Here is an 18,106-nt window from a genome sequence, read left to right on the forward strand (position 1 = left end):
TGCCACCGACTCCGGTGGCATTTTATTAGGGTATTAGTAATTATTACACAGAAAGAACACGTAAAATTTTATCTGCATGCTCTGCAACTTCAATACCCTCATTGGTTAAATAGCCACCATCAGGCTGTGTGCACAATTTCTTTTCGTATAGACCAGCAACTGCGGCTTGCATTTCTTGTGACGCATCTGTACGGACTTTAATACCGGTTGCAGCACTACTAAGGTCGAATTGAAGAAGTAGGTTCAATTCGGCGATATGTTCAGCTGAATATTTCATAAATAATTCCTTTGCGCTTTTTTATCCAAACTAGTCGGAAAAGGCGGGTTGGGCAACACTAAACGATAAGAAGTGTTAAGTGTGGCGCTATCAGGCTGATATAGCGCAGGATTTTTGTTCAAACGCCATCATCTTTGTTAAATATCAATGATAGACAAGACAGCGATTTATTATGGAATTTTATGAATCAACCTCCCAATAACAACATTTTTAGTAATCATGCCAAATAGCACTTGAAAAAGTATGGGAATGAAGCGATTATCCGCGCCTCTTTAAATGTTTCTAAATGTTACACTGCAATGAACTTCAATCAATTTGACTCATTATTACCGCCTCAAGCGGCTGAGCGTGCTGCTGAAGCGGGGGTAGGTAAAGCGACTAAAGCTCCGATCAAATCTTTCCTGTTGGCGATTTCAGCCGGACTTCATATTGGTATTGCCTTTATTTTTTATACCATAGTCACCACAGGTGCAGGAGATCTACCTTGGGGAATAACACGCTTGATTGGTGGATTGGCATTCAGTCTGGGCCTTATTCTTGTTGTTGTTACGGGAGGAGAGCTTTTCACGAGTTCTGTGTTGACGTTGGTCGCGCGTGCGAGTGGTAAGATCTCGTGGGTTGCATTGTTCAAAAACTGGTTTGTGGTGTACTTCGGAAATATGGCTGGGGCGATTTTGTTGGTCGCATGTATGTTAGTGACCAAGCAATATATGTTTGATGGTGGGCAAGTTGGTTTGAATGCGATGGCAATTTCTCAACATAAAATGCACCACGGTTTTTTCCAAGCTGTTGCTTTAGGTATTATGTGCAACGTATTGGTGTGTATTGCGGTCTGGATGACGTTCAGTGGCCGTACGCTTACCGATAAAATTGCAGTCATGATTTTGCCAGTCGCGATGTTTGTTTCGGCTGGCTTTGAGCACTGCATTGCGAACATGTTTCAAGTGCCTATGGCGATTGGTATTAAGTATTTTGCTCCCGAAGCATTTTGGCAGATGACGGGCGCAGATATTGCGAATTACGCAGATTTAAACATGACTGGATTTATCGTCAATAATCTTATTCCTGTCACAATAGGCAATATTATTGGTGGTGGCGTGTTTGTCGGTATGTGGTACTGGATGATCTTCTTACGTGATGAAGACAAACATTTGAGATAAATAAAAGAGCGGCGAGCTTAAATAGCTCGCCGCTCTTTTATGCGGTATCAGGTCAGTAAATTCGAATCAAACTCGCGCGTTAGACTCTAAAACGACAAGATGCCATTCAAGTGACCAAGACATGATGTTTAAACAGATTTCTTATGTTGTTATGTTTTTAGTTGCGTATGTGTTTTGGCCGTTTATCCACATTTTCTGTGGATAACTGTCTAAAGTTCGTGTTTACGTAATAATGAAAATAAAATTTCATAAAATTAATAGCTTACATACCCAGTAACCTACTTCTTGTTGCCACTAACACATATTCTCATTATCTCTCGGTTTTGACTTGTTCTGGTTGTTGGATTTTTATTTTAATTCGGCCGGCTCTGGTTTGTACGCAGCTCAACGTCATCTCTAATGTGATGGCGACCGACGCGCTCAACATGACGAAAATCGCGAGCATAATCACCAGCTGGTATTTTATTGCTACCATTGGGCTTACCCCACCTAAAATTTGACCGGTCATCATGCCTGGCAGGGTTACAAGCCCTGTTGTGGTCATAGAAGCCAAGATTGGAGCAAGCGACTTTCTGAGCGCCTCTTGAATAAAAGGAAATGACGCATATCGAGGAGAGGCACCAAGCGATATAGCTGCTTCGTACTCAGACTTGCGTTGTTCAAAAGCCGTAAATAAATTTTGAAGCGCGATGATGTTGCTGCTCAGACTGTTGCCTAACAGCATGCCCGCAAGCGGAATCATGTACTGCGCACTATAGAGAGGTGCGGGTTGCACTAAGCCTACGATTATCGCTATCAAAATTGGCGTCAGGCTGCAAATCAGTCCCGTTAACAGCGGCAGCATAAGAGGCTTTTGTGGTAGACGAGCTTTTCCTGCAATGGAACTTGCGCCGACCAGTAGCATAAGCGTCAGCCAAAGCATATTCACGAGTAAGTTATTTAATTGAAAGAGATACTCTAAATAAATACCAATCAATATCAGTTGAAGCGTCATACGAATAACGCTGATTGCAGTATCTTTCGCGATGCCCAACTTGTAGCGTACGTTGATAATGAACGGGACTAATAGAATAACACTAAACATCGTTAGTTTTGCCCAGCTGATATCTACCACACCATTCATAATTGCTCCTTGGAATGAAATAAAGGAGTGTAACTGTGCATATCCTTTATATGAATATCAATGTGTACTTTTGCCTATTCTAGAGGAAAAACGGAGAGTACTTTAATAAAAGTTTTATTATCACTTTTTTTACAAGTGACGATCTTTTTCTGAAATCTGAGCGATTTTTAGGCCCAAGCTTTACGGCATTAATGTAATGAATGTTTCGTTAGTGTTACTTATTTAACAATGCCTTAAACTTCTTATTTTTTCATATCTATTCATGTTTTTAAACAAATAGAATCAATCCCTCACATCTCTGTATGAGCTCAAAAAAGTGTTGAATTACAAGGTCTGAAGAGTCGATTTAATTGAACCTTACTATTAGTATGGTCTAAAATTTTCTATTAGAGATTGTAAAAACTTAAGCTTGGTTAGACAGGCTTTTTCAATAACACTAGATACAAAATAGGCAAATGTATGAGTGATGTTAATAAAATTGAGAGTGGTGAAAAGCGCTCCCTGGAGTGGAAGTCGTTCCTCTTCATTGCGGTTGTTCTCTTCCCAGTTCTGAGTGTGGCTTTCGTCGGAGGCTACGGATTTATCGTCTGGATGTTGCAAGTCTTCTTCCTCGGCCCTCCAGGTGCACATGGCATGTAAGCCCGTGAGCTCACAACCACACTTTTGAAAAGATTTTAAGAGAGCAAATAATGAAATCATTGATCATTAAACTGTGGCGTACTATGTCGCGCCCTGCTGTACATATCAGCCTAGGTGTGCTGACGATGGGCGGCTTTATTGCTGGTGTTATCTTTTGGGGTGGATTTAACACCGCACTAGAAGTAACCAACACAGAAAAATTCTGTATCAGTTGTCATACGATGCGTGACAACGTATACGTTGAACTGCAAGACACAGTGCACTGGAAAAATCACTCTGGTGTTCGTGCTACTTGTCCTGACTGTCACGTTCCTCACAACTGGACCGATAAGATCGCTCGTAAAATGCAGGCTTCTAAAGAAGTGTTTGCACAGGTGTTTGGCAATTACGATGAACCTGGTGTGTTTGAAGAGCGCCGTATCGAACTCGCAAAACACGAATGGGATCGTTTCTCTGCGAATAAATCCCTAGAGTGTAAAAACTGTCACAACTATGAATCGATGGACTTCGAACAGATGTCTCCAACGGCTCGTATTCAAATGAAACAGGCTGCGGAAAAAGATCAAAGCTGTGTGGACTGCCATAAAGGTATCGCACACAACTTACCAGCAGGTATGGACAGCATTGGTGGTATTGTTGGTGAACTAGAACAAATGGCATCAAATACGGATTACGCAGTGGGCCAACAGCTGGTCAGTATTCGACACCTACCGATCTACTTTGACGCGCAAGGTACGAAAGAAGCGGGTCTGCTAAACCCTGCATCAACCGTTAAAGTACTTGAAGATAAAGACGAGTACATTGAAATCGAAATTGATGGCTGGCGTAAAGCCAAAGGCTTTGGTCGAGTGATCCAAGAAGACTTTGGTATGAACATTGCGACGGCTTCTTTAATGAAAGAAGCGGCGACAGACAGCAGCATTGTGACGACTGGTGAGAAAAAAGTGGATGAGCTAACAGGCCTTCCATGGGAAAAAGTGGCAGCGAAAGTATGGATCAAGAAAGAGTCTATGCTGAACGACATTAATCCAGTTTGGGAAAAATCTCGTGAAGCTTACAAGACCAACTGTTCAGTATGTCACACGCAACCTGCGGAAGCGCACTTCGATGCGAACACCTGGCCAGGTATGTTCGACGGTATGTTGGCGTTCGTTAACTTAGATACAGACAGTGAAGCACTGATCTTGAAGTATCTACAGAAACACTCTTCAGATTATGCTGAAGGTCACCATTAATAAGCGTCGGATTGGAGTAAGTTAAATGGCTATTACACGAAGAAGTTTTCTTAAAGGTGTAGCAACCACAAGTGCTGCGTCGGTGATTGGTCCAAGTTTATTGGCATCAGCTTCTGCAAACGCAGTGGAGACGACAGGCACTTGGAAAGTTTCAGGTTCACATTGGGGCGCATTTCGCGCCCATATCTACGCGGGTAAAGTTCAAGAGATCAAACCACTAGAGCTAGATAAAAACCCAACAGAGATGCTGAACGGCATCAAGGGCATTATTTACAGCCCTTCACGTGTTCGCTACCCAATGGTTCGTCTAGATTGGCTGAAAAAACACAAATACAGCGCAGAAACGCGGGGTAACAACCGTTTTATTCGTGTCACTTGGGATGAGGCGTTAGACTTGTTCTACCGCGAACTAGAGCGTGTTCAGAAAGACTACGGTCCATGGGCGCTACACGCAGGTCAAACCGGTTGGAACCAAACGGGCTCGTTTAACAACTGTACCGCGCACATGCAACGTGCCGTCGGTATGCATGGTAACTTCATCACCAAAGTTGGTGACTATTCGACAGGTGCGGGCCAAACCATCATGCCTTACGTGCTTGGGTCGACAGAAGTGTATGCACAAGGTACCTCTTGGTCTGAAATTTTAGAAAACTCAGACAATATTATTTTGTGGGCGAACGACCCAGTAAAAAACCTACAGGTGGGTTGGAACTGTGAAACGCACGAATCATTCAAGTATCTAGCGCAGCTAAAAGAAAAAATAGCGAAAGGCGAGATCAACGTTCTGTCAGTTGACCCTGTTAAGAACAAAACTCAGCGTTACCTAGAAAACGATCACCTGTACATCAACCCGCTGACAGACGTGGCATTCATGATTGCTGTCGCGCACGTTCTGTACAACGAAGACCTGTACGATAAGCAGTTCATCAAGACTTATTGCCTTGGTTTTAAAGAGTTCATTGAATACGTTCAAGGTAAGACAAAAGATAAAGTTGAGAAAACCCCAGAATGGGCAGAAGCCATTTGCGGAGTGAAAGCGGACAAGATTCGTGAATTTGCTCGCATGCTCGTAAATGGTCGTACTCAGATTCTGATGGGTTGGTGTATCCAGCGTCAAGAGCATGGTGAACAACCTTACTGGGCAGCAGCCGTTGTTGCAGCAATGATTGGTCAAATCGGTCTTCCTGGTGGCGGTATCTCTTACGGTCACCATTACTCAAGTATCGGCGTACCTTCAACCGGTTTCGCCGGCCCTGGTGGTTTCCCGCGTAACCTTGACCAAGGTATGAAGCCAAAATGGGACAACAATGACTTTAACGGTTACAGTCGTACCATTCCGGTGGCACGCTGGATTGACTGCCTGCTAGAGCCTGGCAAAGAGATCAACTACAACGGTAGCAAAGTTAATTTACCTGACTTCAAAATGATGGTGATCTCCGGTTGTAACCCATGGCATCACCATCAAGATCGTAACCGGATGAAGAAGGCGTTCCGCAAGCTGCAAACGGTTGTAACTATTGAGTTTGCTTGGACGGCAACATGTCGTTTCTCAGACATCGTTCTTCCTGCGTGTACTCAGTGGGAACGTAACGACATCGACGTATACGGCTCGTACTCGAACAAAGGGCTGATCGCGATGCATCGTCTGGTCGATCCTTTGTTCCAATCTAAGCCAGATTTCGAAATCATGAGTGAACTGGCTCAGCGCTTTGGTCGTCGCGAAGAATACACTCGTGGTATGAGTGAGATGGAGTGGATCGAAAGCCTATACAGCGATTGTAAGCAGTCGAACGAAGGTAAGTTCGACATGCCAGAATTTGCAGAGTTCTGGGAGAAGAGCGTACTAGACTTTGGTGAAGGTAAGCCTTGGGTTCGCCACGCAGACTTCCGTAACGAACCTGAGATTAACCCATTAGGTACTCCGTCGGGTTTCATCGAGATCACGTCGCGTAAGATCGGTCGTTACGGTTACGAACATTGCCAAGAGCACCCAATGTGGTTCGAAAAATCAGAACGTTCACACGGCGGCCCTGGTTCAGAGAAACATCCATTTTGGTTGCAATCTTGTCACCCAGATAAGCGCTTACACTCTCAGATGTGTGAATCTGAAGAGTTCCGTGCAACTTATGCGGTACAAGGTCGTGAACCGGTTTACATCAACCCGCTTGATGCGAAAGAGAAAGGCATTAAAGATGGCGATTTGGTGCGTGTCTTTAATGGCCGTGGTCAACTCCTCGCGGGCGCTGTATTGACGGACAGCTACCCACGTGGCGTCATCCGTATCGAAGAAGGTGCGTGGTACGGCCCTCTAAACGAGAAAGATGGAGCTATCTGTACTTACGGTGACCCGAACACACTGACTCTAGATATCGGCACCTCTGAGCTTGCTCAGGCGACCTCGGCGAACACGTGTATCGTCGACTTCGAGAAGTTCACCGGTAAAGTTCCGCCAGTGACTGCATTCGGTGGACCGATAGAAGTGGCTTAATTCGCCCAATAAGCCAGAAATGAAATACCAGCTTTCGAGCTGGTATTTTTTTATCAAAATTCAGTGGTAGCCATCTCAATAACAGCGCTGAACCGGCTGCGTGAAGCCGATTCGTGACGCTGATAACGAATTGAGTAAGACAAGCAGAGGATAATGAACGAAGCTAAACAATAATAAATCAAGAGAGTAGATTTTATATGGTTCAGACCATTCAATTGGCAAATCGTACTGAAGTCACAGTGAATGATAACGATCTTCAAGTCGAAGTTGTTGATAATCAAATACACTTTTCCTTCGCTGGGCTACACAATAAAACCTTTACTGATCGCGAAACCCTGTTCGAAGTGCCACTTTTATACGAGCCGGAAGCCAACGTGATTGGCGATGGCTTTCAAATGTTAGCGCAAACGGCGGGGACGATAAGCCACCCGGTTGATATAGGCCGTTGTCCAGATAACAATCCGTCTTATCGTATTTATCCAAAAGATGCCCTTAAGCGTTACTACAATTATTTGGTGGTAGAGAGTTCGGCAGGTTACACCTTGTTTGGCTTTACTTCTTGTTACCGATTTGCTGGCTACTTTGACCTTGTGCTCCGTGATGGACATCGGATCTTGTCTGCCGCGATTGATGGTGAGTTTACTCAGGTAGCGGATTGGGATAACAATCAATTAGAGTCTATTGCGGTGCTCAATGGTCCATCTCTTTCTGAGCTGTTCCAAGAATACAGCGATATGATTACTCAGCATCACCCAATACGAAAAGGCGTCACGCAAGTTGCGCCTGTGGGGTGGTGCTCTTGGTACGCTTATTACGCGGATGTTACTGAGCAGAATATTTTGCAAAACGTTGATTGCATGAAAGATCAGTTAGAAGATCTGGAGTGGGTATTATTGGATGACGGCTATCAAGCGTTTATGGGCGATTGGTTAACCCCATCGGATAAATTTTCTGGTGGCGTGAAAGAGCTCATTCAAAGTATCCGTGCAAAAGGCAAAAAGCCGGCAATTTGGATGGCCCCCTTTATCGCTCAACCGGAGTCTGACGTCTTCAAGCGCCACCCTGAATGGTTTGTTCGTCATAAAGATGGTCGTTTGTTGAAAGCCGAAGACGTAACTTATGGCGGTTGGCGTTGTACTCCTTGGTATATTCTTGATACCTCGAACCCTGAGGTGCAAGATCATCTGACGCATATTGTCTCTGTCATGCGCCAAGAGTGGGGTATTGAGTTGTTCAAACTGGATGCTAACTATTGGGGAACATTAAAAGGTGTGCGCCATCAGTCTGGGATTACTGGCGTAGAAGCGTATCGTTTGGGCATGGAAGCGATTGCAAAAGGGGCGGGGGACGCATGGCTTTTAGGTTGTAATGCGCCAATGTGGCCCTCTTTAGGGCTGGTGGATGCAATGCGGGTTTCAGATGATGTTGAACGATATAGTCGTCGTTTTGAACAAATTGCGAAAGAAACCTTTTATCGAAGCTGGCAGCATCGAAAACTCTGGCAAATCGATCCTGATTGCGCCACCTTCACCTCACTAGCGAATCAAGCTGCATCTAGACAAGAGTACGAGTTTCACCGTACGGTGCTTTTGGCAAGCGGTGGATTACTATTGTCCGGAGACCCACTCCCCGAAATGACTCCGTTTGCGAGAAAAACCTTGGTAAAACTCATCCTCCGTCAACAACGTAACCAAGAGTCTGCCAAGTTTACCGCGTTGAGTGTGAATCACGCATTTTTAAAATTGACAACGAATAATGATCTGCACTGTTTATTTAATTACACCAGTGATGGGGCGATAGAATTCACGTTGACATCCGAACAGCCGACGGATTGGTATGATTATTGGACCGGAGAGAAGCTAAATCAAGAGCCTTGCCAATTGTTGATGGTGAGTGTTGATGAAGGGTTAAGTGCCAAAGCGATAGTGACGGTGTAACTAAGGGCGTAAGATTAGTACAAGACGAAGAGAAAGCCCCTGTAGGCTCTTTTGTTGTTGTGGGGCGGCCTAGTAGAATGCAAAGAGGCATTATTACTCTGACGATAATGTTGGAATAGCAGAATAGATGGTCGCCATTTAGGCCGCTTTGGTTGCCACCCTTATAAGGAATCTAGCGAGTAGCGTCCAATGCCTCTCAACCCAAAATAGTAATGGTTGTTATTGTGTTTCAAGTGGGATATTTAGCGCCGTGCGCCGAACTTTTCTTCGTGTCAAATTCTTTCAAATCAGGTAAAGTATCGGCCTTTGTGAGTAAACACGCCCTAATTTCCTGTATTAGGCAGCGTATCAAATTGACTTGAATAGGAAGAAACATGATTCTAGTTGTAGGTCATAAGAACCCAGACAGCGACAGTATTTGTAGTGCACTCGTTGCCACTGAACTTCTAAAATCGCGTGGCGAAGAGGCCATGCCAATTCGCCAAGGCGAAATTAACCGTGAAACACAGCACATTCTAGAAGTTGCTGACGCAGACGTTCCTGAGCTTCGTACATCAGTTGCAGGTGAGACCGTTTGGCTGGTCGATTACTCAGATCTAGCACAAGCACCAGATGACATCGCAGAAGCGGAAATCGCGGGTATCGTTGACCATCACCGCCTAGGTGACGTGATGACAGTTAACCCAATGGAAGCATGGATTTGGCCTGTTGGTTGTACTAACACGGTTCTATTCAACATGTTCAAGATTGAAGGTCACGTGATCACTCCTCAAATCGCTAAGCTAATGATGTCAGCTATCCTTTCTGATACGGTGGGCTTCGCCTCTCCAACTTGTACTCAAAAAGATAAAGATGCAGTAGCAGAGCTAGCGGAAATCGCAGACGTTGCTGACGTCGACGCCTTTACAAAAGATCTTCTAATTGCGAAGACTAATATTGAAGGCTTATCTGCTGCTGAGCTAGTAGAAAAAGACTTAAAAGGTTACCCATTTAATGGTCGTGACGTGGTGGTTGGTCAGGTTGAACTTGCAACGCTAGAGCAGGTTGACGGCATGATTGAAGCACTAGAAGCAGATTTAGAAGCGCGTTGTGCAAAAGACAACCTAGCGTTTGCCGCTGTTATGCTAACTGACATCACGACTGCTCAAACTCGTCTTCTATACAAAGGTGAGTGGGCAGAGAAGCTTGTTAAGCACGAAAAAGATGGCGTGCTGATGATGGAAAATACACTAAGCCGTAAGAAACAAGGCTGGCCTTGGCTTCAAACGGAGCTAGTGTAAACACATAATTACGAGCATATACTTTAAATGCCCACCCAAGAGGTGGGCATTTTTCTAGGAAAGTGGAGACGAACATGTCTGAACAACTAACCCAAAAGCAGATGGATACCATCAATCGCTACAATGAAGAGCAGCGATTGAAATACTGTGTAAAAGAGATCGTAGTCAATCGCAAGGTGTGGATTCTGAAAGATGAACATGGTTGTGTGATGTTGAATACAGAAGACGACGATTGTGTACCTGTGTGGCCAAATGAAGAGTTTGCTCAGCAATGGGCGAATGGTGAGTGGGAAAATTGTGAACCAGAAGCGATCTCGCTCAACAAATGGCACAATCGTTGGACATCAGGATTGGAAGACGACGAGCTATCCGTAGTGGTATTTCCAAACCAGAATGAAGAAGGTGTGGTGCTGTTTCCGGACGAGTTTGACTTTGAACTGCGTCAACAGGCAAACCGCCGCTAATATCAAATCGACGCTTATTAAGCCCATTGCCTTATACTTGGTCAGTTGAGGGGTTCAAGAACTAAAAAAGCCTGCTTTCATCAAGCAGGCTTTTGTTTTCTAAGTCGTTGAATTTAACGGTTGGGCGCTTTATGGAAGTGACTCTCTACCAATCGTTGCGTAATCGGATGTTCAGGGGTGGTGAGCACTTGATTGGTTTCACCGAACTCAACTACTTTACCTTCATGCATCACGATGACTTTGTCGGTGATGTGTTTTACGATACCAATATGTTGTGATACGTACACAAACGACAATCCCATCTCTTCTTGCAGCTCTAGGAACAGGTTAATGATCTGTGAGCGCATTGCCATGTCCAAACCGTTTAACGCTTCATCTGCAACAATAATGGATGGTTGAAGGATCAATGCGCGAGCCAAACAGACTCGCTGCTTTTGACCTGCAGCGAGCATCTGCGGATAGAAGTATGCGTGTTCTGGTAGCAGTCCGACGCGGAGTAACGTGTTTTTTACCCGCTGCATACGCGCATCAGGCGGCATATTCGTATTCCGTTTTAACGGCCCTTCCAAAATGCGACCAATTTGGAGTCGTGGGTTCAGAGAGGTGTTCGGATCTTGGAAAATCATGCGAATCAGCTTACAGCGCGTGGCGTAGTCTTTGTGCTCTAACCGCTCGCCGTTAACTCTGATTTCGCCGGAAGTTGGTTCAACGACTCCGGCAAGCATACGAGCAAGCGTTGACTTTCCCGACCCGTTCTGCCCAATAAAGCCAATGGTTTGCCCTGGCTCTAGGGTGAAGCTCACGGGTTTTACTGCTTCATAAACTTGACGTCTAAATAGCCGAGAACGCGTGACAAACTGTTTCGATAAGTTATCGACTTCAAGTAACGCGCTCATGACTTCTTCTCCGTGTTCAATGGAAAGTGGCAGTTAAACTTATGATTTTTTATACGTCTAGTGTGTGGAATTTCAACACATTGTTTTTGAGCATAGGGGCAACGCGGACCTAATCGACAGCCAATCGGTAAATGCTGCAACGGAGGAATTGATCCCGGCAGGGATTGCAACTTCTGCTTATGTGGCACCCAATCATTAAAATCTGGCATTGCTTTAAGTAAAGCATCGGTATAAGGGTGTTTCGGTGCGGCTATAATTTTACTGGTATCAGCAGATTCCACCGACTGACCACAGTACATCACTGTAATCCGGCCTGCCCACTGTGTAATGGTGGCTAAGTCGTGGCCGATAAGCAAAATTGTGGTGTTGTTGAGCTGGTTCATGCGGCTCAACAAACGCAGAATTTGTGATTGGGTAATAGGGTCGAGGTCATTGGTCGGTTCATCGGCGATCAGCAATTTAGGCTTGGTCGCAATGGCCATCGCAATCATGACTTTTTGACACTCTCCATCTGTCAATTCGTACGGGTAGCTGCGCATCAAGCGTTTGTGATCTTTGATGCCAACTTTATGAAGGAGCGCTATGGCCTGTTTTTTACGCCACTTAATTCGTTCCCACCATTTCCCGTTAAAGGAGCGAGATGGAATGGACTCGATCAATTGTCGTCCAACCTCTTCAGAAGGGTCTAAGCAGGTCGACGGTTCCTGGAAAATCATGGCGATATCACGGGCAATGACACGTCGTCGTTCCTTGGGGGTGAGCTGCAATAAGTCGATGTTACCCAAACGCATTCTGTCTGCGGTGATTCGCCAGTTGTCTTTACTCACCCCGACAATGGCTTTCGCAACCAAGCTTTTCCCTGAGCCAGACTCACCGACAAGGCCACGAATTTCGCCTTCATTTAAGGTCAGGCTCATTCGGTCAACGGCTTTTACCATTCCTTGAGGGGTTTCAATCTCAATGGTCAAATGTCGAATATCTAATAACGGCATTATTCGATCCCCGCATTCAGTGCTTGGCGTACACCTTCACCGACTAAGTTTAGGGTAATAACCGTAAACATAATGGTTAGGCCGGGTAGAGTAACCGTCCAAGGTGCAATATAAATGAGCTCTACAGAGTCACCCAATATCGCCCCCCACTCGGTACTTGGAGCTTGCGCGCCTAAACCCAGAAAACCAAGGGCCGTAATATCTAAAATAGCTGCCGAAAGTGCCAGCGTGACTTCAGCGGCAACGACGGTCAAAATATTCGGTAGAATCGAGCTTCTGAGCAGGTAGAAATTATCGGCACCATCAAGACGAGCGGCCATAATGTAGTCTTTTTCAACCTCGGTGTGTACAGCAATGTAGACCGAGCGAATAAAACGCGGAATCAATGCCAGACAGATCGCGAGCAAAATATTAAATTCACCAAATCCAAGAAACGCCACGAATATGATGGCTAACAAAAGCGATGGAATTGACATAACGGTATCAAGGAGGTGATTTAAAGTACTCGAAAGTAGGCCTTTCGTCATACCTGCCAGAACCCCAATGAAGCAACCGATCACGGCAGCGATTGCGGTGATGGCTACCGCAGCGCCGAACGTTAGCTGAGACCCTATAATTAAGCGTGAAAGAATATCACGACCTAGATCATCAGTCCCTAGAAAGTATTCGACCGTACCAGTAGGAGCCCAAGATGGAGGAACAAGCAATTCGCCTGATTGTGCTTGTGCGTCAAAGGGGGCAAGCAGTGGGCCAAGAATGGTGATCAATACGATGAAAGCAAGGCACCACAGGCCGAACATGGCTAATCCGTTTGCACGGTAGCTTCGCCAGAATCGCTCAAATTGAGTAGGAATGCTTTCTTCCTGATAAACGTTATTTGTTAGCATACCATTCCTTTCTCACTAGAGGGTTTATCATCGCGCCAATGAGATCCGATAGAATATTCGCGGTTAGCACCAGCGTTGCGAGTACCATCACTCCGGCCTGTATGGAGGCATAATCTTGGTTTGCTAATGCATCCAACAACCAACGACCAATGCCTGGCCAGTTAAAGATTGATTCAGTAATGGTCGCTAAGGTGATCATGCTGGATAGCTGTATTCCGACTTTTGGAATGATTGGCGGAATCGCATTGCGTAACACGTGTTGAGACACAATCTCTCGTTGAGAGAGACCTTTAATTTTTGCTGCGCGAATGTAGTTTTGGCTCATTACATCCGCAACGGAGGAACGCATTAGACTCACCACTTGTGTGGTAGGCGCAAGTGCCAACACTAAACATGGTAACACCATATGTTCAATCACACTTTGCAACGCATGCGCACGATATTCACCTTTTGCCATAAAGGCATCGATAATTGCAAAACCTGTCACGTGATCAATTTGGTACAGTAAGTCATATCGTCCAGAGACAGGAAAAACTTGATACTCCAGTGAAAAGACCATGATCAGCAAGAGGGCGACCCAAAAGATTGGCGCGGAATACCCAAACATGGATATAAACGAGATGCTGGTATCGAGCCATTTACCTTGCTTCATCCCTGCAATGGTTCCTAGTGGAATACCAATCAAAAGTGCCACCAAAAAGGCGAAAAAGCACAGCTCTAATGTCGCCGGGAAAACCATGGCTAACTCGTCGTAGATCGCGTTGCCATTTTTACTTAAGCCAAAATCAAGTTGCGAAAGGTTGATCAAATAACTTTGCCAACCTGACCAAAAGTCCACCTTTGCCCAATGCGACAATGGGTCAAGACGCAGCAGAGAAAAACCCACTAAGGTGAGGATCATCAAAGTGATGATAAAGAGGTTAAAACGTCGAACGGTATACCAAAACATCAGTGGATTCTCTCAACTCTATCAAAAGGTTGGGCATTGAAAGGGCTTGATTTGAAGCCTGTCAGTGACTTGTCATGAACACGGAATTGCACACCATGTGCCAATGGGATCACCGGAAACTCCTGATTCAAAATATTTTGCGCTTGGCGATACAGATTCAAACGATAGCGTGGTTCCTGCGTTTCTAGCGCCAAATCGAGCAAGAAATCAAAATCATCGTTACACCACATGGAGACGTTCAGACCGACTTTGTTTGACTCACACGACAATAACGGACGGAAAAAGTTGTCAGGATCACCAGTATCGCCAATCCAACCCGTCAACAGTAAATCAATATCGTTGATGTTCTCTAAGTCGACACGTTCAAACCGGTCGTCATTTAAGAGTGTTAGCTCAACTCCGATATCAGCAAAGTTCGCTTGGATAAGCTCAGCGGTTTTACGTGGACTTGGGTTGAAAGCTCGAGGCTCTAATGGCACCCACATTGTGATTTCGAGCCCATCTTCATAGCCAGCATCGCGAAGTAGCGCTAATGCGTAGTTGCGATCGTAGCGAATTTTGACGCTGTCCTTTTGATATGCCCAAGAATTAGGTGGAAGCAGGGTATAAGCTTGAGAGCCCGTTCCGTAGTAAACGGAATCCAAAATATTCTGACGATTAATCGCTAAATTGAGAGCTTGTCGGACGCGAGCATCGTTGAGGGCAGATGTTTCGGTATTAATCGCAATGAACGACACATTATTAGCTGGTGTAGCCGTGAGTTTCAGATTCTCCTTTTCCTTAATCACCGGAATTTGGCTAGAAATAGGAGAAGAGAGCACATCACATTCATTTCTCAGTAGCTTGGCTAGCGTACCTGTTCCTCGGTGCGAGATATCAAATACCACTTGCTCCATGTTCGCGGGAGAGTTCCAGTATTTCGGGTGTCGCTCCAAGCGAATTAAGTCATTCAACTGATATTCTTTTAATTGAAATGGCCCTGTACCGATAGGGAATTGATCGATCCGTTCTTTATGGTCTTTGGCTGCCAGTTGCTGCCCGTACTCCGCGGATAGGATCACCGCATGGCTAGTGGCAATATTGGCTAAGAAAGAAAAGTTAGGCTGAGATAATTTGAATGCTACGGTGTGCTCATCGATGGCGATAACGTCTTTTAGCAGGCTTTGAAAGTCTAAACCGGCAAACCATGGATAAAAACCACCGCCTACTTGATGAAAAGGATGGTCTACATCAATGATTCGTTTAAAGCTAAATACCACATCTTTTGAGTTCAGTGCTCGAGAAGGCGTAAACCACGGTGTCGTTTGGAATTGAACACCCTGTTTAAGGGTAAACGTATACTCAGTCCCAGCTTGGTTCACAGACCAGTTTTCTACAATATTCGCCACAGGTTGATGTGATTTTGGATCGAGGGTAAGCAGGGTATCATACAGCTGCGGACTCAGCGCTTCTGCGGTAATACCGCTGTCAATAAGCTGGGGGTTGAACGTGGTTGGTTTACCTTGCCCACAAAACACAAAGCCAGCCTTGCGAATCTCATTGTGGTCGATTTTATCACCACAAGCCGTTAGTAAGCTAACCCCGATAAGGCTCAGCGATAATCTTATAAAAGCATTCATAATATGAGCTGTTCATTGGATCTTGCTTGTTTCATCTGATTTTACTCACCTAGAACTCACAAGCGAAAATGATCTCGTTAATTTAACACCTTTGTGAACTCGCTCCAAACACAAAATCTTTTGCTTGCAGGGTGTTAGATCAAAGTACCGCATAATTACCACTGCAGCTCTAGGTTCGCGTTCGTGTACTGTCACGTGAGGATAGACGAGTACTATTGCTTAGTTCACTTTATTTCATCAACTTTGTCCGACGAGCCCGTACTTTCTCACCATCCCTCGCAGTTGGTGATAGCTCAACCCCAATAATTCCGCCGCTTGACGCTGATTGAATTTGGCCTCTTCTAATGCTTGATTGAGCAGATTAATGTCTTGTTCTTGTTGCCATTGTTTATAATCCAATGGGAAATGAAGAGTGTTATTGGTTACTGCATCTTTTTGAGGAGTATCTTGGTTAGGTGCGTGCCCCAGCGCATTGCTCCATGCTGTTTCAAACGGGTTGAAAACGAGCTTATTAATTGGGGCTGCATTAAGACCATGCCGATAGACGGCACGTTCAATCACGTTTTTTAGTTCACGGATGTTTCCCGGCCATGAATACTCCAGAAGCGATTGCTGTGCATTTGCGGTAAAACCGACAAAATACGCAAGTTGAAGCTCGCGACACATCTTCATCGCATAATGTTCAGCTAGTGACAGAATATCCTCTTTACGTTCACGAAGCGGCGGTAATATGATCACATCAAACGCTAACCTGTCGAGCAAGTCAGCCCGAAACTCGCCTTGTTCAGCCAGTAGAGGTAAGTCTGTGTTTGTTGCACAGACTAGGCGCACATCCGCATTTAAAGCGGTATGACCCCCGACACGTTCATATTCACCGTATTCAATGACGCGTAGTAGTTTTTCTTGAACTAAAAGTGGTGCTGTGGCCAGTTCATCAAGAAATAAAGTGCCTCCTTCTGCACGTTCAAAGCGGCCTTTATGCTTGCCTTTTGAGCCGGTGAAGGAGCCAGACTCATGACCGAATAACTCAGAATCAATCAGTCCCTCACTTAGTGTCGCACAGTTTAACGATAGGAGTGGTTTATCCCAGCGTTTTGATAAGTAGTGCAAACGCTGGGCGATGAGTTCTTTACCTGTGCCTCGCTCACCCATAATGAGGACGGGGCGTTCAATAGGCGCAAGTTGTGATACTTTATCGAGTACAGCGAGAAAAACGGGTGACTCACCAATCAGGTTTTGCTTCATAAAGTCCTTCTTATTTTTCTGCGTGGGCATTAATTCGTATGGTATTGGTCAATTTCACCAACAGTTGGTTAAAAATATCATAGCACAATGCTGTATAACGACAATGATGCGCATAATGTCATGATTATTAATGGAAATAAGTTTTGGCATGCTACTTGTAATCTATTCATTGCGGCACAAGGTAAAGCACCACCTTGTCGAGTTTTAATTGGAAAATAGGAGTTCCGTTATGGGTATTTTTTCTCGTTTTGCAGACATAGTTAACTCAAACATCAGTGCATTGCTGGACAAGGCGGAAGATCCTGAAAAAATGATCCGTCTTATCATTCAAGAGATGGAAGACACACTTGTTGAAGTGCGTACTAACTCGGCGAAAGCGATTGCAGACAAAAAAGAGTTAGCTCGTAAAGTTGACACGTTAGAAGAACAAATTGGTGAGTGGAACCAAAAAGCAAGCCTTGCGTTAGTGAAGCAACGTGAAGATCTCGCACGTGCGGCGCTTATCGAAAAGCAAAAGCTCGAGCAAGTGATTAAAGGTCTTCACACTGAGCAGACTCTGGTGGAAGAAACGATTGACAAGCTCACTGGCGAAATTGGTAAGCTAGAAAGTAAAATTGCTGAAACGCGTGCCAAACAGCAATCTCTGGCGATTCGCAACCAAACGGCATCTAACCGTCGTGATGTACAGAAGCATCTACACACTAGCCGAACTCACGAAGCGATGGCAAAGTTTGAACAATACTCTCGTAAAGTGGATGAAATGGAAGCGGAAGCCGATCTATACGCTCAAACGGGTAATGCTAAGTCGCTAGATCAGGAGTTTGTAGAGTTGCAAGCGCAAGATGAAATTGAAAAAGAATTGGCAAAACTGAAAGAACAGATGTCATCACAAGATAAATAAGAAAGGAGCCATTT

16 protein-coding genes are annotated in these 18,106 nt (G+C 45.0%); 8 read left to right on the top strand and 8 right to left on the bottom strand.

Annotated elements, in window-relative coordinates:
• Positions 1–43: 43 nt before the first annotated feature.
• Entirely contained in the window at positions 44–277 is a 234-nt protein-coding gene (locus ATG66_RS11125; protein ID WP_098415358.1) for a TIGR02647 family protein, read from the bottom strand.
• 299 nt (positions 278–576) lie between these two features.
• Between ATG66_RS11125 and focA the strand changes: the two genes are divergently transcribed.
• The gene (gene focA, locus ATG66_RS11130) at positions 577–1,437 is read left to right on the top strand and encodes a formate transporter FocA (RefSeq protein ID WP_098415359.1); all 861 of its coding nucleotides are present in this window, start codon (positions 577–579) and stop codon (positions 1,435–1,437) included.
• A 310-nt stretch (positions 1,438–1,747) separates the two neighbouring features.
• On the opposite strand, the gene ATG66_RS11135 is transcribed toward focA, so the two are convergent.
• Complete coding sequence (locus tag ATG66_RS11135; RefSeq protein ID WP_098415360.1) at positions 1,748–2,560, bottom strand: ABC transporter permease; 813 nt, start codon at positions 2,558–2,560, stop codon at positions 1,748–1,750.
• Between the two features lie 459 nt (positions 2,561–3,019).
• Between ATG66_RS11135 and torE the strand changes: the two genes are divergently transcribed.
• The 6 genes from torE (at position 3,020) to ATG66_RS11165 (ending at position 10,603) form a co-directional block, all read left to right on the top strand.
• Positions 3,020–3,199: a trimethylamine N-oxide reductase system protein TorE gene (gene torE, locus ATG66_RS11140; protein ID WP_098415361.1), complete on the top strand. Its 180-nt coding sequence runs from the start codon at positions 3,020–3,022 to the stop codon at positions 3,197–3,199.
• Between the two features lie 50 nt (positions 3,200–3,249).
• The gene (gene torC, locus ATG66_RS11145; protein ID WP_098415362.1) at positions 3,250–4,434 is read left to right on the top strand and encodes a pentaheme c-type cytochrome TorC; all 1,185 of its coding nucleotides are present in this window, start codon (positions 3,250–3,252) and stop codon (positions 4,432–4,434) included.
• A gap of 25 nt (positions 4,435–4,459) precedes the next feature.
• Positions 4,460–6,922, top strand: coding sequence for a trimethylamine-N-oxide reductase TorA (gene torA / locus ATG66_RS11150; RefSeq protein WP_098415363.1), 2,463 nt, complete (start codon positions 4,460–4,462; stop codon positions 6,920–6,922).
• A gap of 197 nt (positions 6,923–7,119) precedes the next feature.
• On the top strand, positions 7,120–8,859 hold the full coding sequence (locus ATG66_RS11155) for a glycoside hydrolase family 36 protein (protein WP_098415364.1): 1,740 nt from the start codon (positions 7,120–7,122) through the stop codon (positions 8,857–8,859).
• Between the two features lie 374 nt (positions 8,860–9,233).
• Positions 9,234–10,139, top strand: a complete 906-nt coding sequence (locus tag ATG66_RS11160; RefSeq protein WP_098415365.1) for a manganese-dependent inorganic pyrophosphatase — start codon at positions 9,234–9,236, stop codon at positions 10,137–10,139.
• A 74-nt stretch (positions 10,140–10,213) separates the two neighbouring features.
• Positions 10,214–10,603 carry a DUF2750 domain-containing protein gene (locus ATG66_RS11165; RefSeq protein WP_098415366.1) on the top strand — a complete coding sequence of 130 codons (390 nt, stop codon included), beginning with the start codon at positions 10,214–10,216 and terminating at the stop codon, positions 10,601–10,603.
• A 113-nt stretch (positions 10,604–10,716) separates the two neighbouring features.
• On the opposite strand, the gene ATG66_RS11170 is transcribed toward ATG66_RS11165, so the two are convergent.
• The 6 genes from ATG66_RS11170 to pspF form a co-directional block, all read right to left on the bottom strand.
• The gene (locus ATG66_RS11170) at positions 10,717–11,499 is read right to left on the bottom strand and encodes a peptide ABC transporter ATP-binding protein (RefSeq protein ID WP_098415367.1); all 783 of its coding nucleotides are present in this window, start codon (positions 11,497–11,499) and stop codon (positions 10,717–10,719) included.
• Complete coding sequence (locus ATG66_RS11175; RefSeq protein ID WP_098415368.1) at positions 11,496–12,491, bottom strand: peptide ABC transporter ATP-binding protein; 996 nt, start codon at positions 12,489–12,491, stop codon at positions 11,496–11,498. The genes ATG66_RS11170 and ATG66_RS11175 overlap by 4 nt, the downstream gene beginning before the upstream one ends.
• Positions 12,491–13,378 (bottom strand): ABC transporter permease subunit, encoded by an 888-nt coding sequence (locus tag ATG66_RS11180; RefSeq protein ID WP_098415369.1) that lies wholly within the window; start codon positions 13,376–13,378, stop codon positions 12,491–12,493. The genes ATG66_RS11175 and ATG66_RS11180 overlap by 1 nt, the downstream gene beginning before the upstream one ends.
• Positions 13,365–14,327, bottom strand: coding sequence for an ABC transporter permease (locus tag ATG66_RS11185; protein WP_098415370.1), 963 nt, complete (start codon positions 14,325–14,327; stop codon positions 13,365–13,367). The genes ATG66_RS11180 and ATG66_RS11185 overlap by 14 nt, the downstream gene beginning before the upstream one ends.
• On the bottom strand, positions 14,327–15,946 hold the full coding sequence (locus tag ATG66_RS11190) for an ABC transporter substrate-binding protein (protein WP_098415371.1): 1,620 nt from the start codon (positions 15,944–15,946) through the stop codon (positions 14,327–14,329). Before ATG66_RS11190 ends, ATG66_RS11185 begins: the two co-directional genes overlap by 1 nt.
• A 237-nt stretch (positions 15,947–16,183) precedes the next feature.
• Complete coding sequence (gene pspF / locus ATG66_RS11195) at positions 16,184–17,221, bottom strand: phage shock protein operon transcriptional activator (protein ID WP_373560834.1); 1,038 nt, start codon at positions 17,219–17,221, stop codon at positions 16,184–16,186.
• A gap of 199 nt (positions 17,222–17,420) precedes the next feature.
• Between pspF and pspA the strand changes: the two genes are divergently transcribed.
• Positions 17,421–18,092, top strand: coding sequence for a phage shock protein PspA (pspA, locus tag ATG66_RS11200; protein WP_098415373.1), 672 nt, complete (start codon positions 17,421–17,423; stop codon positions 18,090–18,092).
• Positions 18,093–18,106: the final 14 nt, after the last annotated feature.

The sequence above is a fragment of the Vibrio sp. ES.051 genome (assembly GCF_002563795.1).
GTDB lineage: Bacteria > Pseudomonadota > Gammaproteobacteria > Enterobacterales > Vibrionaceae > Vibrio.

Coding starts and splice junctions, on each gene's coding strand:
- pspF (WP_373560834.1), bottom strand. CDS start 17,221: ATGCCCACGCAGAAAAATAAGAAGGACTTTATGAAGCAAAACCTGATT.
- ATG66_RS11135 (WP_098415360.1), bottom strand. CDS start 2,560: ATGAATGGTGTGGTAGATATCAGCTGGGCAAAACTAACGATGTTTAGT.
- torA (WP_098415363.1), top strand. CDS start 4,460: ATGGCTATTACACGAAGAAGTTTTCTTAAAGGTGTAGCAACCACAAGT.
- ATG66_RS11160 (WP_098415365.1), top strand. CDS start 9,234: ATGATTCTAGTTGTAGGTCATAAGAACCCAGACAGCGACAGTATTTGT.
- focA (WP_098415359.1), top strand. CDS start 577: ATGAACTTCAATCAATTTGACTCATTATTACCGCCTCAAGCGGCTGAG.
- pspA (WP_098415373.1), top strand. CDS start 17,421: ATGGGTATTTTTTCTCGTTTTGCAGACATAGTTAACTCAAACATCAGT.
- ATG66_RS11190 (WP_098415371.1), bottom strand. CDS start 15,946: ATGAATGCTTTTATAAGATTATCGCTGAGCCTTATCGGGGTTAGCTTA.
- ATG66_RS11155 (WP_098415364.1), top strand. CDS start 7,120: ATGGTTCAGACCATTCAATTGGCAAATCGTACTGAAGTCACAGTGAAT.
- ATG66_RS11125 (WP_098415358.1), bottom strand. CDS start 277: ATGAAATATTCAGCTGAACATATCGCCGAATTGAACCTACTTCTTCAA.
- torE (WP_098415361.1), top strand. CDS start 3,020: ATGAGTGATGTTAATAAAATTGAGAGTGGTGAAAAGCGCTCCCTGGAG.
- ATG66_RS11170 (WP_098415367.1), bottom strand. CDS start 11,499: ATGAGCGCGTTACTTGAAGTCGATAACTTATCGAAACAGTTTGTCACG.
- ATG66_RS11175 (WP_098415368.1), bottom strand. CDS start 12,491: ATGCCGTTATTAGATATTCGACATTTGACCATTGAGATTGAAACCCCT.
- ATG66_RS11180 (WP_098415369.1), bottom strand. CDS start 13,378: ATGCTAACAAATAACGTTTATCAGGAAGAAAGCATTCCTACTCAATTT.
- ATG66_RS11165 (WP_098415366.1), top strand. CDS start 10,214: ATGTCTGAACAACTAACCCAAAAGCAGATGGATACCATCAATCGCTAC.
- ATG66_RS11185 (WP_098415370.1), bottom strand. CDS start 14,327: ATGTTTTGGTATACCGTTCGACGTTTTAACCTCTTTATCATCACTTTG.
- torC (WP_098415362.1), top strand. CDS start 3,250: ATGAAATCATTGATCATTAAACTGTGGCGTACTATGTCGCGCCCTGCT.